This window comes from Cyanobacteria bacterium GSL.Bin1, assembly GCA_009909085.1.
Lineage (GTDB): Bacteria > Cyanobacteriota > Cyanobacteriia > Cyanobacteriales > Rubidibacteraceae > Halothece.
Genome location: JAAANX010000135.1, coordinates 1 through 14,993, shown reverse-complemented (window position 1 = coordinate 14,993; position 14,993 = coordinate 1). Strand labels below are relative to the sequence as shown.

Sequence of the window (14,993 nt, the reverse complement as noted above, 5' to 3'; positions counted from 1 at the left end):
GAGGAATAGAAACGTATCGGGGGACTCCCGAAAAGCAAGAAATAGGCTCTCAAGTCAAGGGGCTTACAAGGGGGCGAAATGAATTCGCCCCCTTGTAAGCCCCGTCGAGGTGTCGGGGGCAATGTGCCTAGATAACTGGCGTAGGGGAGCAATGCCCATTCGTGAGGATGGGAAGCCAGCACTCTAATCTTTGATTGAGTGCTGGAGGATGTCACTAGTGCATTTCGCAAAAAGTTTGGTATTGCACCTAGTTTATATAGTGCTATGCACTAGGGAATAGGGAACAGGGAATAGTAGAATATGACTGGTTTTCAGAATTCAATCGCTTTTTCGATCCCAATTTCGATGCCCAAGAAGCCAGTGTGGAAGGGGGAGAACGAAACTTTGATTCTACGGTGTTTAACCTCGGTACCGTTTACAAAATTACGCCAGAATTTAGTGCTTTCGTGAACTTCTCCCAAGGCTTTTCAGTTCCTCGATTCCTGAGTTTTCTCGGCTTTCCGCCCACGCCTTCTACTTTTACCATTGATGGGTCAATTGATGACTTGCAACCGCAAAAAGTTGATCAATACGAAATTGGTATTCGGGGCAATTGGGAGTCTGTGCAGTTTGCTCTTGCCGGCTTCTATAATTATTCAGAACTGGGCGCTCGTCTTATACAGAATGATCGCGATATTCTTGAGTTACAACGCGCTCCCGAACGGATTTATGGCGTAGAAGCGAGTGTGGATTGGCAACCGGTTGAGGATTGGCAATTTGGCGGTATTATCGGTTGGAATGAAGGGGAGCGCGATCCGAACGATGAAGGAGAATTTGAACCCTTGGATAGCTTTAGCATGCAACCGCTTAAAGTTACCGCCTATGTCCAAAATCAGACCACGCCCGGTTGGCAAAATCGCTTACAATTTTTAGTCGTAGGCGATCGCGATCGCGCATTTGAAGAAGGCATTGAGCCCGACCCCATTGACGGCTATTTCCTTGTGGACTATATCAGCAGTATTCGCATTGGTGAAGGAACCTTGCAGGTGGGCGTTTATAATTTATTGGATAATCAATACTCCTCTGTCTATTCCCAAGCCCTACGAGGAGACATTAATAATTTCGCTGAATCGGGAAGAACCGTTACGGTTAATTATCGTCTTAGTTGGTAAGTTATATCCTCTCGCCGACGTTTCTTAAAATTCAGTGCATTCCTTACTTTGGGAACGGTGAGAAGCCACGATATTCAAAGTTTCAATGGAGCTAAGCGGACTCGAACCGCTGACCCCCTCAATGCCATTGAGGTGCTCTACCAGCTGAGCTATAGCCCCGAGCGCATCTATCCATCATGCCCTGCACCTATCCAGTTTGTCAAGGGTGGGTTGATCACAAATAAGGGAATTAACTGAGATAACCTAAACAACTTCCCATCATAAAATAAGAAACCATGATCGCAGCGGCTGAAATAGCTACTAGTGCGCCAGCAAGCATTAATGAAAATTCTTGATATTGAAAAGCTGATTGCATCAAGTGCAGTGACCAAGCCACGAGGGCAACATCAAAAATGAAAATAAATAACAACATATTTAATAAAATGTAACAATTTATCTCTATCTTAATACATAAATTCCCAGTTTTGCCCTCTAGTGTGTAACTTTATATTGAATAATGTTAATTTATGCGAACAGGAACCGCTTGTTGTTTCATGTATTCTTTAATCTCAGTCACGGTCAATTGCCCATAATGGAGTAAGGATGCAAGGAGCGCTGCCTCTGCTTTCCCCTCTGTGAAAGCTTCACAGATGTGATGAACATTGCCCGCTCCCCCAGAAGCAACTACGGGAATCGTCACGGTTTCACTGATGCGACGAGTGAGTTCTAAATCGTATCCCGCTTGTGTGCCATCGGCATCCATACTCGTTACTAATAATTCTCCCGCCCCCCGTTGTTCCATTTCTTTGGCCCACATGATCGCGTCTAGACCCGTATTTTCTCGTCCCCCTCGCACATAAACATCCCACCCCGGATTGTTGGGATCTTCACGACGACGGGCATCAATAGCAACGACAATTGATTGTTTGCCCACGCGATCGCTGGCTTGATTAATCAAATCTGGATTCCGGACGGCACCGGAATTAATACTCACTTTATCAGCACCGGCTCTTAACAAATTTTTAATATGTTCTAAGGATTGAATCCCACCGCCAACTGTAAGGGGAATAAACACTTGTTCTGCGGTGCGCTGCACAACGTCGAGAATCGTATCCCGTTCCTCATGGGTTGCGGTAATATCCAAAAAAACTAATTCATCGGCACCGGCTGCATCATATCTCTGGGCAAGTTCCACCGGATCGCCGGCATCTTGTAAATTGACAAAATTAACTCCTTTGACAACGCGCCCAGCGTTCACATCCAGACAAGGTAAAATGCGTTTAGCTAAAACCATTACAGTCCTTTCTCAATTATTGTTCAATCATTATGGCGATTAAACGCTCCTCTGAACAAGGAAAACCCACTCAGCCCTCTTCCCGAGAACGGAAGCCACGCAATGAGTTATTACAGAGTAATCCCACCGCAGAGGAAACGAGTAGTAACGAAGATTCTCTTCGTCCCCAACGCCTTGCTGATTATATCGGACAAAAAGACTTAAAAGCACTCCTCACCATCGCGATTCAGGCAGCAAAACAACGCGGCGAAGCAATGGATCATTTGCTGCTGTATGGACCACCCGGCTTAGGGAAAACCACCATCTCCCTCATTTTAGCAACAGAAATGAATGTCGCTTGTAAAATTACTGCTGCCCCAGCCTTAGAACGACCACGAGATATTACCGGCTTGCTTGTCAATTTAAATCCAGGGGATGTTTTGTTTATCGATGAAATTCATCGTTTGAATCGGATTACAGAAGAACTGTTGTATCCCGCGATGGAAGATGGACGGCTTGACATTACGGTAGGCAAAGGACAAAGCGCAAAAACACGCAGTATTCCGCTGTCACCATTTACCTTAGTCGGAGCGACCACTCGCGTCGGATCGTTAACCTCTCCCTTGCGCGATCGCTTTGGGATGGTCCAGCGGTTACAGTTTTATGAAGTAGATGAACTAACCGAGATTGTAACTCGTACAGCACAGGTTTTAGAAACAGAAGTGATCTTAGCAGGGGCACAAGAAATTGCTGCGCGATCGCGCGGCACCCCTCGCATTGCCAATCGCCTCTTGAAGCGGGTGCGAGATTACGCGCAAGTGAAAGAACTTGGGGCAATTAGTCAAAGTGTTGCCGCCGAAGCTCTAGAATTATTTCAAGTGGATCAAATGGGCTTAGATTGGACAGACCGCTTGCTTCTCAATACGATGATCGAGCAGTTTCATGGCGGACCGGTTGGACTCGACGCGATCGCGGCTGCCACCGGAGAAGATCGACTGACAATTGAAGATGTTTATGAGCCTTATTTGTTACAGATTGGCTTTTTGCAGCGTACTCCGCGAGGTAGAATGGTGACGGAAAAGGCAATGAAGCATTTAGGCTATTAATTGTTAAACGTACAGCTTAACCAAGATAGAAAATTATCTCAATTTACCAATTAATTCAAAAGGATTTGACTCTCCCCTAGACTGGAGACTTTAAACTAGAAGGGAGTTAGAAATGATGCTTCCCTAAACTGCGGAATGCGGCAGGGAAGGAGGAGTTGACCGCTAAACTCTCGTTGGGGAAAGTTAACAAACCATGCAACGCCGACAGTTTTTAATCCTGAGTGGTAGCACCCTAGGAGGCATCTTACTCAGTCAATGTGCGAGTTCCCAGACGCGAGGGAAAGATGCGTCCGCTTCTGCCGCTGTCTTTAAAAGTCAAGAGGGACTTTTAGAAGTCAATCTTGATATCGAATCTCATGTCTTTTCCTTTGCAGGGAAACAAGGAAACTTACTCAGTTATAACCAGCAAATTCCAGGACCTCGCTTAGAAGCGTATCCGGGCGATCGCGTTCGCATTCACGCCACAAACAGTTTATCGGCACCGACTAATCTTCACTATCATGGGTTGCACATTTCTCCAGAAGGATCAGCAGATAACATCTTTTTACAACTCTCCCCTGGAGAAACCTACACCTATGAATTTACCATTCCAGACAATCATTACGGTACAACGGGTTATTATCATCCTCATTTACACGGCTATGTAGCACAGCAGGTATTTGGTGGCTTAGGTGGCATTTTTGTTGTTCGCGGTGCATTGGATGACATTCCAGAAATTCAACAAGCGAAAGAGGAATTTCTCTTTCTCAAAGACTTTGACCTAACTGCAGCGAGAGGGCGATCTCAACCCTTCCACGGGATGCAAATGATGGGACGTGATGGTCCAATCTTAACGGTCAATGGACAAGTGAATCCTCAGTTCTCGATTCCTAGCGGTGGCTTACTCCGATTACGATTCGTGAATGCTTCCACGTCTCGCTTCTATCGCTTACAACTGGAAGGACATCCCCTTTATCTGATTGCAACGGATGCTGGCGCAACCGCTTCTCCCATTCAATTGTCGGAACTGTTACTTTCACCCGGAGAACGGGCTGAGGTTTTAATCCAAGGGAATGCTGAACCCGGACAATATCGACTGCTAAACCTACCCTATGAACGAGGACAAATGGGAATGATGGGTGGCGGGATGATGGGAGGTGGGATGATGGGTAGAAGACGGAATCAAAGAGAGACTCCGCAAACGCTCGCAACCTTGAACTATTCTGGTGAAACCGAAACCTTACCCCTCCCGCAACAGTTAATCCCTATCGAAACCTTACCCGAACCGAAAACAGTCCGTCAGTTTACCCTCAATCATGGGATGTTTCCCGGTCGAGGAATGCAGTTTTTAATTAATGGACAAGCCTTTGATCCACGCCGAGTTGATACGCGAGTCAGTTTAGACACCGTAGAAGATTGGGAAATTATTAATACAGGGGTGATGGATCATCCGTTTCATTTACATACCAATCCCTTTCAAATCATGAGTCGCAATGGTCAACCAGTAACCCATCGCACTTGGAAAGATACCGTTTTAGTCCCCAGAGGAGAAAGCGTCCGCATTCGGATTCCCTTTCAAGATTTTGCGGGAAAAACTGTTTATCATTGCCATATTTTAGATCATGAAGACTTAGGTATGATGGGAATTATTGTAATGAATGGATAAGATAAAAAAATTAATTTTCTTCTCCCAATTATCATGATGCAACGGAACGATATCATCTTAAAAATACAAGCGCACCAAGAAGAACTAAAAAAATTAGGCGTAAAATCTCTTTCATTATTTGGGTCTGTTGCTCGTAATGAAGCTCATCAAAATAGTGATGTGGACGTATTAGTTGACTTAGAAAGACCAGCTGGTTTCTTTAAAGTTTCAAAAATAGAACATTATCTAGAAGATTGTTTAGGTTGCTCTGTCGATTTAGGAACAAAAGAGGCTTTACGAGAATATTGTCGTCAAACCATGATTAAGGATTTGATTCATGTTTTCTGAAAAGGATAATTCATGGAAACATAAAATCAAGGATATTCAAAATTCTATTCTAAAAATTAAAGACTACACGCAGGGATTAACGTTTGAGGAATTCAAAAATAATCCGATGATGATTGAGGCAATTTTATATAATTTGACAATTATTGGCGAAGCAACGAGAAGCATTCCTGAAGAAATCAAAAATCGTTATTCAGAAGTCCCTTGGCGAGAGATGAATGATCTTCGTAATCGAGTAGTACATGAGTATTTTAGAGTAAGTTATGAAATTGTCTGGGATACAATCAATTATGATTTAGTGCAATTACGTCCTCAGTTACAAAAAATTTTAGACAACGAGGAACTCTAAGAATTAATTTGACTCTCCAGCCCACTGGAGACTTTAAGATAGAACCAGCGCTGACGGGGATGATGTCATGACCACAGATAAGTTAGAAACCGAAACAACGACACTGAAACTGGAAGGGATGAGTTGCGCGGGTTGTGCAAATGCGATTGAAAAGGCGATTAGTCATGTTTCGGGAGTAGAAGAATGCAAGGTGAACTTTGCAGCCGAACAAGCAACGGTTCACTTTAAGCCCCAACAAACCAGTGTTGAAACCATTACTCGTGCGGTGGAAGATGCAGGTTATGGGGCTTCTGTTCACTCCCAAAACGAGATGATGACCGGTAGAGGCGATGCCGAAATTGTGGCACGGGAAGCGGAATCTAAAGATTTAATTCGTAAAATGATCGTGGGTAGCGTCATCTCAATTATTCTCATTGTGGGTTCTCTCCCGATGATGACGGGCTTAGAGATAGCTATCATTCCCAGTTGGTTACATAATCCTTGGTTTCAATTTATTTTGACAACGCCGGTCCAGTTTTGGTGTGGCTATCAGTTCTATCGCAACGCTTGGAAAGCCTTTCGTCATCGTGCTGCAACCATGGATACCTTAATTGTATTAGGAACCAGTGCGGCTTATTTTTATTCCCTGTTTGCGACGCTATTTGATGATTTTCTCATTCAGCAAGGGTTAACCCCACAAGTTTATTACGAAAGTGCGGCGGTGATTATTACGCTGATTTTAGTCGGGCGTTTCATGGAAAATCGCGCACGAGGGGAAACCTCTGCTGCCATTCGCAAGTTAATTGGCTTACAAGCCCGTTCTGCCCGTGTCATCCGCGATGGCGAAACGAAAGATATTCCGATTCAAGACGTGCAAGTGGGGGATATTGTCGTTGTCCGTCCAGGGGAAAAGATTCCAGTAGATGGGGAAGTGGTTGAAGGTAGTTCCACCATTGATGAAAGTATGGTCACCGGAGAAAGCATTCCGGTCCAAAAATCGGCAGGAGACGAAGTGGTGGGTTCAACCCTGAATAAAACCGGAAGTTTTCAGTTCCGTGCTACGCGGGTAGGAAAAGATACGGTACTGTCTCAAATTGTGCAGTTAGTGCAACAAGCCCAAGGATCGAAAGCCCCGATTCAGAAATTAGCGGATCAAGTAACCGGTTGGTTTGTCCCCGTTGTTATCGCGATCGCGCTACTCACTTTCCTTCTCTGGTTCAATATCATGGGCAATCCCACCCTCGCTTTAATTAATATGGTGGCAGTGTTGATTATTGCTTGTCCTTGTGCGTTAGGTTTAGCAACGCCCACATCCGTCATGGTAGGAACCGGTAAGGGGGCAGAAAATGGCATCTTGATTAAAAGTGCTGAAAGTCTCGAAACTGCCCACAAGCTTAATACAATTGTCTTAGATAAAACCGGAACCCTAACCAAAGGCAAACCCAGTGTTACCGATTTTGTCACCACCTTTGGGACAGCCGATCAAAATGAGTTAAAGTTATTGCGCCTAGTGGGCTTGGTGGAACAACAGTCGGAACATCCCCTTGCCGAAGCAGTCGTCGATTATGCCAAGTCGCAAGGGGTTGATCTCAAGGGGACAATTAAAGAGTTTAATGCGGTAAGCGGAAGCGGCGTCGAAGCAATGGTTTCTGATCGGCAAGTCCGCATTGGTACAGCACGCTGGTTGAATGAACTAGGGATCGAGACCGATCAGTTTGCAGAAAAAGCCAGTCAATGGGAAGCCGATGGCAAAACGGTGATTTGGGTTGCTGTGGATGAAACTTTAGAAGGGATGATTGGTTTAGCCGATACCCTCAAGCCTTCTTCCGCAGATGCTGTGAAAGCTTTACGGAAACTTGGACTGGAAGTGGTGATGATTACCGGGGATAATGAGAAAACTGCCAGCGCGATCGCGCAACAGGTTGGCATTCCCCGGGTCATGTCCCAAGTGCGTCCGGAGCAAAAAGCAGACCATATTGTCAGCTTACAACAGGAAGGCAAAACCGTTGCCATGGTTGGGGATGGCATTAATGATGCCCCTGCACTCGCCCAAGCCGACATCGGACTTGCCATTGGCACAGGAACTGATATTGCTATTACCACTTCTGATATTACGCTGATTTCTGGGGATTTGGATGGAATTGTGACGGCGATTCAACTCAGTCGCGCCACCATGAATAACATTCGCCAAAACCTCTTTTTCGCCTTTATTTATAATGTGGCGGGAATTCCCATTGCTGCAGGTATTTTATACCCCCTTTTCGGTTGGTTACTCAACCCGATTATTGCGGGTGCAGCGATGGCATTTAGTTCTGTTTCTGTCTTAACTAATGCTTTACGCTTGCGAAATTTTGAAGTGGAATAGGAACCTAGAGAAATTATGTTTCATACCAGAAAAAAACAGATTTTATTGTCTAGTTTAACTGGAATAGTTCTGAGCTTAATGACGATTTTTCCAGTGACAGCAGCAGAAACACAATCGAATCGAGGTTTTCAGAAAATTCAACAACCCTTAGCCATAAAACTTTTAGTCTCTGCCGGTGGTATTGGGTTGATTGGTTTAGAACTTTGGTGGTTTTTATTCAGTGAAAAAACAGCGAAAAAAGCGGAAGAAAAAGACGATACTCAAGAGGTAACAATTACGGTTGATGGTGGCTACGAACCCACAGAAATTATGGTGAGTGCCGGCAAACCAGTCCGACTTAATTTCCTACGTCGTGATCCAAGCAGTTGTTTAGAGCAAGTTCTAATTCCTGATTTTAATCGTTCTGTGAATTTAGCTTTAAATCAGATTACCAGTGTCGAATTTACACCCAAAACACCAGGAGACTATGAGTTTACTTGCGGGATGAAAATGTACCGAGGCAAAATTATTGTTAATTAAAAATTCTGTGCTTTACTTCTAGAACTTGATACTTAAATCCTGATAAAACTAGAATTTTAATTCGTAACAAATCTTTCTATTAGCCAGTTTAGCCATTTACCGTTATAAGGATTCGTAATTTTAGTGATTGCACTTTCGGAATAAGCAAAGCCACGAAAACTAATAATATTTCCATAAACAGCATTGGGAATAAATAAGGTATCAGGATCTAAAGTGAGAGACTGTAAATCAAAAATTTTTGGTCTTGCATTAGGAGCATAATCAATCATGATGCTAAACCCATATCCACACTTTTTTAATGTTTCTAAGCACTTCATTGTTCCGTTGAGAAATTTAGGTGACCAACCTTTTTGTCCATGATAGCGACGGCTTCCTCCTCCATATTCAAACATAACTATCTTCGGTAATTGCGACGGAGAGAGTCCTTTGAATTGTTCCATTACAACCACTTCCCAACCTTCAATATCTAATTTAAAGCAAGTAATTTCTTCTATACCAGTTAGTTGTATTAATGCTGATAAATCAATCGTAGAAACTAATTTTGTTTTTTGAGAAGATGCAAACCATTCTGATTCGAGAGAATTAAAATTTTGATTGCTTAAATACGCAAATCTTCCTAAGTGTAGAGCCTGCATTCCATTTTTATTAGATAAACAATATTCTAATAGCTGAATAGAATTTTGTTGGCAAATACGCCGTAGTTTTTTATTAGGAGAAGGTTCAATCGCAATCGTTGAAAAACCTAACTGAGAAAATAAATTACAATAAAATGCAAAGTTTCCTACCCCAACATCTAGACAGACTCCTTTTCGACGAGAGTCAACGTGTGGTAGGATTTCTTTAAGCAAACTTTGACAACAGGCTTCGACACGCATGATTTTTTTGAATAAAAATAACAATGTTATAACTCGTCTGAGTGGTCTAGAGAAAAACTAGAATTAGCGATCAATCAGACCTCTTCCTATCCTACTGTAAATCGGTCGTTATAAACAATTGGCAACTGAAGATTCAGCAAGCAATCGCTAACTAATAGTCATTTACTTGCCCAAGTTTTTTATAACACTCAAAATAATAAAAATCTAGATCATATAATAACATCTTATCAAGAAAGGGATTAATCTGAATAAATTTCAATTATGAATTTTGTTAATAAAATAGAACACGCGATCGCGCAAAACAATACATTGCTAATCTTGGGGCTTGATCCGAACCCAGAAATGATTCCTCAAGGACAAAATCCCGGGAATTGGTTACAATTTATTATTGAAAAAACACAGGATAAAGTTTGTGCTTATAAGCCAACGTTAGGTTTTTACCAAGCAATGGGGTCAGCCGGAATGGAACTGCTAGAAAATATTTTACCATTAATTCCCTCTTCAATTCCAGTCATTCTCGATGCCAAACATGGCGATTTAAATACCAGCACGTTTCTTGCAGAAACTGTTTTTGAAAAATGGGGAATTGATGCCATTACAATTAATCCCATTTCTGGGCAAGATCAAGCTGCACCTTTTCTCTTACATCCTGATAAAACGATTTTCGTTACCTGTCGTACCTCTAACCCCACTGCTTCTATTATCCAAGATTATCCCAATGCAACTTCTCCGCTTTATTTAGAATTAGTAAAGGAAGCACAAAAGTGGGGAACATCCGAACAAGTTGGTTTAGAAATTGGCACCAATGATGTTAATATTCTGAGATCGGTGCGTGAAAATGCCCCAGAACGACTGATTTTAGCCCGTAGCCTTTGGACATCTACAGAAATTGCTCCTCTGATTGCAGCTGGTCTTAACGATACTGGGAGTGGATTATTAATTCCGATTCCACAAGACTTTTTACAGCAAGAAACCTTAGAAGAATCAATTTTGGATCTCAATCAAAAGATTAATAATGTTCGTCAAGATGTGACGGAAACGGATCGATTTTGTCAGATTTGGACAAGCGATGTTTGTTTACTAACTGACCATCCTCATCAAGATTTAATTTTACAACTCTATGACCTCGACTGCATTTTATTCGGGGATTACATCCAAGCTTCAGGAGAAAAATTTCCCTATTATATTGACCTGAGAAAAATTATTTCCCAACCGCAGATTTTCCAACAAGTTTTAAATGCTTATTCCGAAATTCTAGAGACGTTAACGTTTGATCGCATTGCGGGAATTCCTTATGGGGCGCTTCCCACTGCTACCGGGTTATCACTACGGCTCCATCATCCCATGATTTATCCCCGTAAAGAAGTGAAAGCCCACGGAACCCGACGAGTGATTGAAGGACATTTTGAACCCGGGGAAACAGTGGTCGTGATTGATGATATTTTAATTAGTGGGAAAAGCGCAATTGAAGGGGCAGAAAAAATAGAATCCCAAGGGTTGAACGTAGAAGATATTGTTGTCTTTATTGATCATGAAAAGGGCGTAAAAGATCGCTTAAAAGCAAAAGGATATCGTGCTCACTCTGTTCTGAAAATTTCCGAAATTAATCAAACGTTGTACGAAGCGGGAAGAATTAGTCAGCAACAATATCAACTATTGATTTACGAGTAATCTGAAAAGAATTATAGAGTGCGATTGTCTTTGGCAGTGAGTTAGTTATTGCGTTAATATTTAATTCTAATTTAATCAGTAGTAATCGGAAGCATTACTATTACCGCATACAACAAATTTCTTTAAAAGAACCCGTTATTGATGAATTGAGCTAATTAAATTGTGGGTTGATCATTCTTTAAAAAACCACACATTTTTGGGATGAGAGCTATTTTACTAGAATGGCTTTGATCTTGCATCAAATTTTCAACGGATTCATCTAGTTCACTTTCAAGAGATTGAATAATGAGGTGGACTAACTTCAGTCGATCACTGGGTGATAAGTTAGCAATTTCTTGATTGAGTTGTTAAAGAGTCATCATAATACTTCACTCACGTCATATATTCTATTATGCCAAAATGATCCGTTTCATAAACTCGTTTTATGCTTAAGAAGCCTTGCTGTCACTTTTTGATAACTCTCTTCACTTAATCCTTCTTTTTTTCCCAGAAAAGAAGAACTTAAATTGGCTGCATAAATCGGACTATTTTGAGTTTGCTGATGCAATGTTAACGCCTCTCCGCCACCATTTAGAATATCTTGTAAGACGAGGGGGCTAAACATAGCAACCTCTTCAATTAATGGTAACTGCATTGTATTATGAAGGACGCTGAGAAATTTTGGTCCGACCAATTGCGGAACCATTTGTTTCCCTTGAAAGTTTTGAATAATGCGCTGACAAGCATGGATATAAAAGTCTAAAAAGCTATTCCCTTGACAGAAAATACAGATCCCATTGTGAATTTTTGGGTAAGCTTTCAGTTGGTTATTTTTATATTGCACCCAGACTTCTTTGCCAAAAGCATACTCTTGGGTGATGGGAATTGTTAATAATTCTGGGGTAAAAATTAAGACATCCGCATCGAACCAAATGGCGCGATCATAACCTTCTTGGAGAAATTGTTTGGCGAGTAAAAGTCTGCCTAAGTCGGTTGCAATGACTTTCTGATGGCAGGTTTTTTCCCAATACCAGCGAGGAATAAGGGAAAAAATTTCATCGCCAATTAATGTATAGTCATAGTTTTGCTGATTACACCAAGCCCGAACACTTTCTAAACAAGTTTGTATCCAATCCGGGATTTGATCCGGACAGACACTTTGGTAGACAATCGTCTTCATCGGAGGTGCTACCGCCCTAAAAACGCGTCAAAATTAGGGACATCCACCCAACGCTTTTGTTCATGAGATTGATGGGTTAAATCCATCAGTAACTGGGAATAGACTCCTTCTCGCAAGGAGGGAACCATGGGCTGTCGGGTTTCAATGGCTTTTACCCAATGATCGACTAAGCGGAGAACCGGTGCAATGCGCCCTTCTTGATAGACTTTTGGGAAACTGAGATGTTGGGGAATAAAAACCTCAGAAAGCTCTTCTCCTGCGGGTGCTGCTAGCATCCGGAAACCATGGATATAATCTTTTAGGTTACCACTACCAAGGACGACGGTTGCGCGATCGCCGTAAATTTCCAGCCAATGTCCGCGCCCTTGATACGCGACCGAACTAATGGTTAACTGACAGGGGGTGCCATCCGCTAACTCTAGCATTAATAAGCAGGTATCATCAGAATCGACGGGCTTGAGTTTTCCATCTTCTTTCGGATCCCGACGTTCAGGAATCGCTGTAGATAAGACCGCACATAGCCGATTGACTCCCCCGAATAACCAGTTAATATAATCAAAGGCATGAGAGCCAACCGCACCTAAAGCACCGCCGCCTTTCTCTTTTTGGGCATACCAACTCCAGCTGCCTTCGGGATTTGCCCGTCTCCCTAACACCCAATCGATTTTCACCAGTCGCTTTTTGCCGACATAATCATTTTTTAAATACTCTGCCAGGAGTTGCCATTCCGGTACACAGCGAAATTCAAAGTCACTGGCTGCAACCACTCCTTTTTCTTGGGCTAAATGATAGAGTTCCCGAGTTTCTTCCGCGTTTAAGTTCAAGGGTTTTTCCAGGAGAAGATGTTTCCCAGCGTTGAGAACCGCTTTTGCCATGTCGTAGTGTAAAAAGGGCGGTGTGGAAATACTCACGGCATCCACATCAGGGAGAGAGAGAATCGTATCGAGTTGGTTACTGGCGTGGGGAATATCGTTCTCTTGAGCGATCGCGCGGGCTTTATCTAAGCTAGGATTATAGACTGCAACCGGTTTGGTTTCTTCATGAATCTGAAACACGGGGATATGGACTTTTTGTCCAAAGCCTGTTCCCACAACTGCCACGCCGAGTGGTCGATTACTCATCCTTTCTCCTCGTAATGCTTCTTGAGGTGATTTTATCCGAAATCCGGAAACCCATGCTACCTTTTCCAGCGATTTGAGCCCAAGAAGATGTTATCTTGGATTGGCCTTATTATTTTCATCTGTCCAATATGACTCAGCCACAACCCTCCGTAACCCTTGGGGTGAATATCGATCATATTGCCACCATTCGACAAGCGCGACGTACCATCGAACCCGATCCCGTTGCAGCAGCTGTATTAGCCGAACTCGGTGGCGCGGATGGCATTACCGTGCATCTACGAGAAGATCGCCGCCACATTCAAGATCGCGATGTTCGTCTGTTGCGAGAAACAGTACAATCCCACTTAAACTTAGAAATGGCACCGACGGAGGAGATGGTTGCCATTGCCTTAGAGATTAAGCCGGATTATGTAACCATTGTCCCTGAAAAACGGGAAGAAGTCACCACCGAAGGTGGGTTAGATGTTGCCGGTGATTTATCCCGAATGAAGCAGCTAGTCGAACAATTACAAGGTGCAGGGATTCCGGTGAGTTGGTTTATTGATCCCGATGCGACGCAAATTCAAGCCGCCGCCGATACGGGGGCAAAATTGATCGAACTCCATACGGGAAGATACGCCGAAGCGAAAACAGAACAGACTCGGGAAACAGAATTAGCCCAGTTAAAACAAAGCAGCGATCGCGCCCTTTCTCTGGGCTTACGAGTTAACGCAGGACACGGATTAACGTATTATAATGTTGCCCCAGTTGCGGCAATTCCCGGTATGGAAGAACTGAACATCGGTCATAGTATCATTAGTCGGGCGGTCTTGGTAGGATTAGAACGAGCCGTTCGTGAAATGAAGTCACTCATCAAACAGTAAGGAAACGATGCAAACTTATTACTACGTTTTAGCCAGTCAAAAATTCCTTTTAGAAGAAGAACCGTTCCAAGAAGTCTTAGAAGAACGGTATCGTTACTACAAAGAACATAACAAAGAGATTGACTTTTGGTTAGTTAAACAGCCGGCATTTTTAGAAGCAGGGAGTTTCAAGTCAGTTAAAGAAAAATGTCCCCAGCCTTCTGTTGCCGTTATTTCTACCAATGTTAATTTCATTAATTGGTTAAAGTTACGCCTAGAATTTGTCTTAACCGGAAGTTTTCAAGCCCCTTCCGAAGAAATTCCCGATCCTTTAGCCTCCTTAGAAACTGAAACTACTGCTTAAACTGATCTCAGGTTGGGTTGCACTATGTAGAACCCAACTTTTGACTAATGACTAATGACTAAGGAAGATCAATCAACGTAATTTTTAATAATATCAATTGACTGAGTAGCGCGTGATCGCGCTGAAGCAGAAATGAGTTCAATTTCAGACCTAGTTTCAATCAGCAATTACAGCCAAGATTGAGCCAGTAGCGCGATCGCGACCCCCAAAATGACGCCAACAATGACTTGTAAGGGGGTATGTCCAAGAAGTTCTTTCAGTTTTTCCTCAT

General features: G+C 42.8%; 16 protein-coding genes and 1 tRNA gene. 10 read left to right on the top strand and 7 right to left on the bottom strand.

The window, feature by feature from the left end:
* The first annotated feature begins 290 nt into the window (after nt 1–290).
* The gene (locus GVY04_16940; GenBank protein ID NBD17752.1) at nt 291–1,151 is read left to right on the top strand and encodes a TonB-dependent receptor; all 861 of its coding nucleotides are present in this window, start codon (nt 291–293) and stop codon (nt 1,149–1,151) included.
* Nucleotides 1,152–1,237: 86 nt separating this feature from the next.
* Here GVY04_16940 and GVY04_16935 read toward each other — a convergent pair.
* The 3 genes from GVY04_16935 to hisF form a co-directional block, all read right to left on the bottom strand.
* A tRNA-Ala gene (locus GVY04_16935) sits at nt 1,238–1,310 on the bottom strand.
* Nucleotides 1,311–1,380: 70 nt separating this feature from the next.
* Complete coding sequence (locus GVY04_16930) at nt 1,381–1,563, bottom strand: hypothetical protein (GenBank protein NBD17751.1); 183 nt, start codon at nt 1,561–1,563, stop codon at nt 1,381–1,383.
* 87 nt (nt 1,564–1,650) lie between these two features.
* A complete protein-coding gene (hisF, locus tag GVY04_16925; GenBank protein NBD17750.1) occupies nt 1,651–2,424 on the bottom strand; it encodes an imidazole glycerol phosphate synthase subunit HisF in 774 nt (257 codons plus the stop codon).
* 32 nt (nt 2,425–2,456) lie between these two features.
* On the opposite strand from hisF, the gene ruvB reads away from it, so the two are divergent.
* The 6 genes from ruvB to GVY04_16895 all read left to right on the top strand — a co-directional run bounded on the left by ruvB (nt 2,457) and on the right by GVY04_16895 (nt 8,690).
* A complete protein-coding gene (gene ruvB / locus GVY04_16920) occupies nt 2,457–3,509 on the top strand; it encodes a Holliday junction branch migration DNA helicase RuvB (protein NBD17749.1) in 1,053 nt (350 codons plus the stop codon).
* 193 nt (nt 3,510–3,702) lie between these two features.
* Nucleotides 3,703–5,154, top strand: a complete 1,452-nt coding sequence (locus tag GVY04_16915) for a multicopper oxidase domain-containing protein (GenBank protein ID NBD17748.1) — start codon at nt 3,703–3,705, stop codon at nt 5,152–5,154.
* 36 nt (nt 5,155–5,190) lie between these two features.
* Complete coding sequence (locus GVY04_16910) at nt 5,191–5,481, top strand: nucleotidyltransferase (protein ID NBD17747.1); 291 nt, start codon at nt 5,191–5,193, stop codon at nt 5,479–5,481.
* Complete coding sequence (locus GVY04_16905; protein ID NBD17746.1) at nt 5,471–5,827, top strand: DUF86 domain-containing protein; 357 nt, start codon at nt 5,471–5,473, stop codon at nt 5,825–5,827. The genes GVY04_16910 and GVY04_16905 overlap by 11 nt, the downstream gene beginning before the upstream one ends.
* Nucleotides 5,828–5,894: 67 nt before the next feature.
* Nucleotides 5,895–8,171 carry a heavy metal translocating P-type ATPase gene (locus GVY04_16900; protein ID NBD17745.1) on the top strand — a complete coding sequence of 759 codons (2,277 nt, stop codon included), beginning with the start codon at nt 5,895–5,897 and terminating at the stop codon, nt 8,169–8,171.
* A gap of 15 nt (nt 8,172–8,186) precedes the next feature.
* Nucleotides 8,187–8,690: a hypothetical protein gene (locus GVY04_16895; protein ID NBD17744.1), complete on the top strand. Its 504-nt coding sequence runs from the start codon at nt 8,187–8,189 to the stop codon at nt 8,688–8,690.
* Nucleotides 8,691–8,746: 56 nt separating this feature from the next.
* On the opposite strand, the gene GVY04_16890 is transcribed toward GVY04_16895, so the two are convergent.
* Complete coding sequence (locus GVY04_16890) at nt 8,747–9,565, bottom strand: FkbM family methyltransferase (protein ID NBD17743.1); 819 nt, start codon at nt 9,563–9,565, stop codon at nt 8,747–8,749.
* A 261-nt stretch (nt 9,566–9,826) separates the two neighbouring features.
* Between GVY04_16890 and GVY04_16885 the strand changes: the two genes are divergently transcribed.
* The gene (locus tag GVY04_16885; protein NBD17742.1) at nt 9,827–11,236 is read left to right on the top strand and encodes a bifunctional orotidine-5'-phosphate decarboxylase/orotate phosphoribosyltransferase; all 1,410 of its coding nucleotides are present in this window, start codon (nt 9,827–9,829) and stop codon (nt 11,234–11,236) included.
* A gap of 409 nt (nt 11,237–11,645) precedes the next feature.
* Here the strand turns inward: GVY04_16885 and GVY04_16880 are convergent, their stop codons facing one another.
* Entirely contained in the window at nt 11,646–12,395 is a 750-nt protein-coding gene (locus GVY04_16880; GenBank protein NBD17741.1) for a hypothetical protein, read from the bottom strand.
* Nucleotides 12,396–12,403: 8 nt separating this feature from the next.
* Entirely contained in the window at nt 12,404–13,516 is a 1,113-nt protein-coding gene (locus GVY04_16875; GenBank protein ID NBD17740.1) for a Gfo/Idh/MocA family oxidoreductase, read from the bottom strand.
* A 128-nt stretch (nt 13,517–13,644) separates the two neighbouring features.
* On the opposite strand from GVY04_16875, the gene GVY04_16870 reads away from it, so the two are divergent.
* Both GVY04_16870 and GVY04_16865 read left to right on the top strand, forming a co-directional pair.
* Nucleotides 13,645–14,379, top strand: a complete 735-nt coding sequence (locus GVY04_16870) for a pyridoxine 5'-phosphate synthase (GenBank protein NBD17739.1) — start codon at nt 13,645–13,647, stop codon at nt 14,377–14,379.
* Between the two features lie 7 nt (nt 14,380–14,386).
* A complete protein-coding gene (locus GVY04_16865; GenBank protein NBD17738.1) occupies nt 14,387–14,722 on the top strand; it encodes a DUF2488 family protein in 336 nt (111 codons plus the stop codon).
* A 167-nt stretch (nt 14,723–14,889) separates the two neighbouring features.
* On the opposite strand, the gene GVY04_16860 is transcribed toward GVY04_16865, so the two are convergent.
* A partial coding sequence (locus tag GVY04_16860) for a divergent PAP2 family protein (GenBank protein ID NBD17737.1) occupies nt 14,890–14,993 on the bottom strand: 104 nt, incomplete at its 5' end.

Coding starts and splice junctions, on each gene's coding strand:
- ruvB (NBD17749.1), top strand. CDS start 2,457: ATGGCGATTAAACGCTCCTCTGAACAAGGAAAACCCACTCAGCCCTCT.
- GVY04_16880 (NBD17741.1), bottom strand. CDS start 12,395: ATGAAGACGATTGTCTACCAAAGTGTCTGTCCGGATCAAATCCCGGAT.
- GVY04_16930 (NBD17751.1), bottom strand. CDS start 1,563: ATGTTGTTATTTATTTTCATTTTTGATGTTGCCCTCGTGGCTTGGTCA.
- GVY04_16905 (NBD17746.1), top strand. CDS start 5,471: ATGTTTTCTGAAAAGGATAATTCATGGAAACATAAAATCAAGGATATT.
- GVY04_16915 (NBD17748.1), top strand. CDS start 3,703: ATGCAACGCCGACAGTTTTTAATCCTGAGTGGTAGCACCCTAGGAGGC.
- GVY04_16885 (NBD17742.1), top strand. CDS start 9,827: ATGAATTTTGTTAATAAAATAGAACACGCGATCGCGCAAAACAATACA.
- GVY04_16900 (NBD17745.1), top strand. CDS start 5,895: ATGACCACAGATAAGTTAGAAACCGAAACAACGACACTGAAACTGGAA.
- GVY04_16865 (NBD17738.1), top strand. CDS start 14,387: ATGCAAACTTATTACTACGTTTTAGCCAGTCAAAAATTCCTTTTAGAA.
- GVY04_16870 (NBD17739.1), top strand. CDS start 13,645: ATGACTCAGCCACAACCCTCCGTAACCCTTGGGGTGAATATCGATCAT.
- GVY04_16890 (NBD17743.1), bottom strand. CDS start 9,565: ATGCGTGTCGAAGCCTGTTGTCAAAGTTTGCTTAAAGAAATCCTACCA.
- hisF (NBD17750.1), bottom strand. CDS start 2,424: ATGGTTTTAGCTAAACGCATTTTACCTTGTCTGGATGTGAACGCTGGG.
- GVY04_16895 (NBD17744.1), top strand. CDS start 8,187: ATGTTTCATACCAGAAAAAAACAGATTTTATTGTCTAGTTTAACTGGA.
- GVY04_16875 (NBD17740.1), bottom strand. CDS start 13,516: ATGAGTAATCGACCACTCGGCGTGGCAGTTGTGGGAACAGGCTTTGGA.
- GVY04_16910 (NBD17747.1), top strand. CDS start 5,191: ATGCAACGGAACGATATCATCTTAAAAATACAAGCGCACCAAGAAGAA.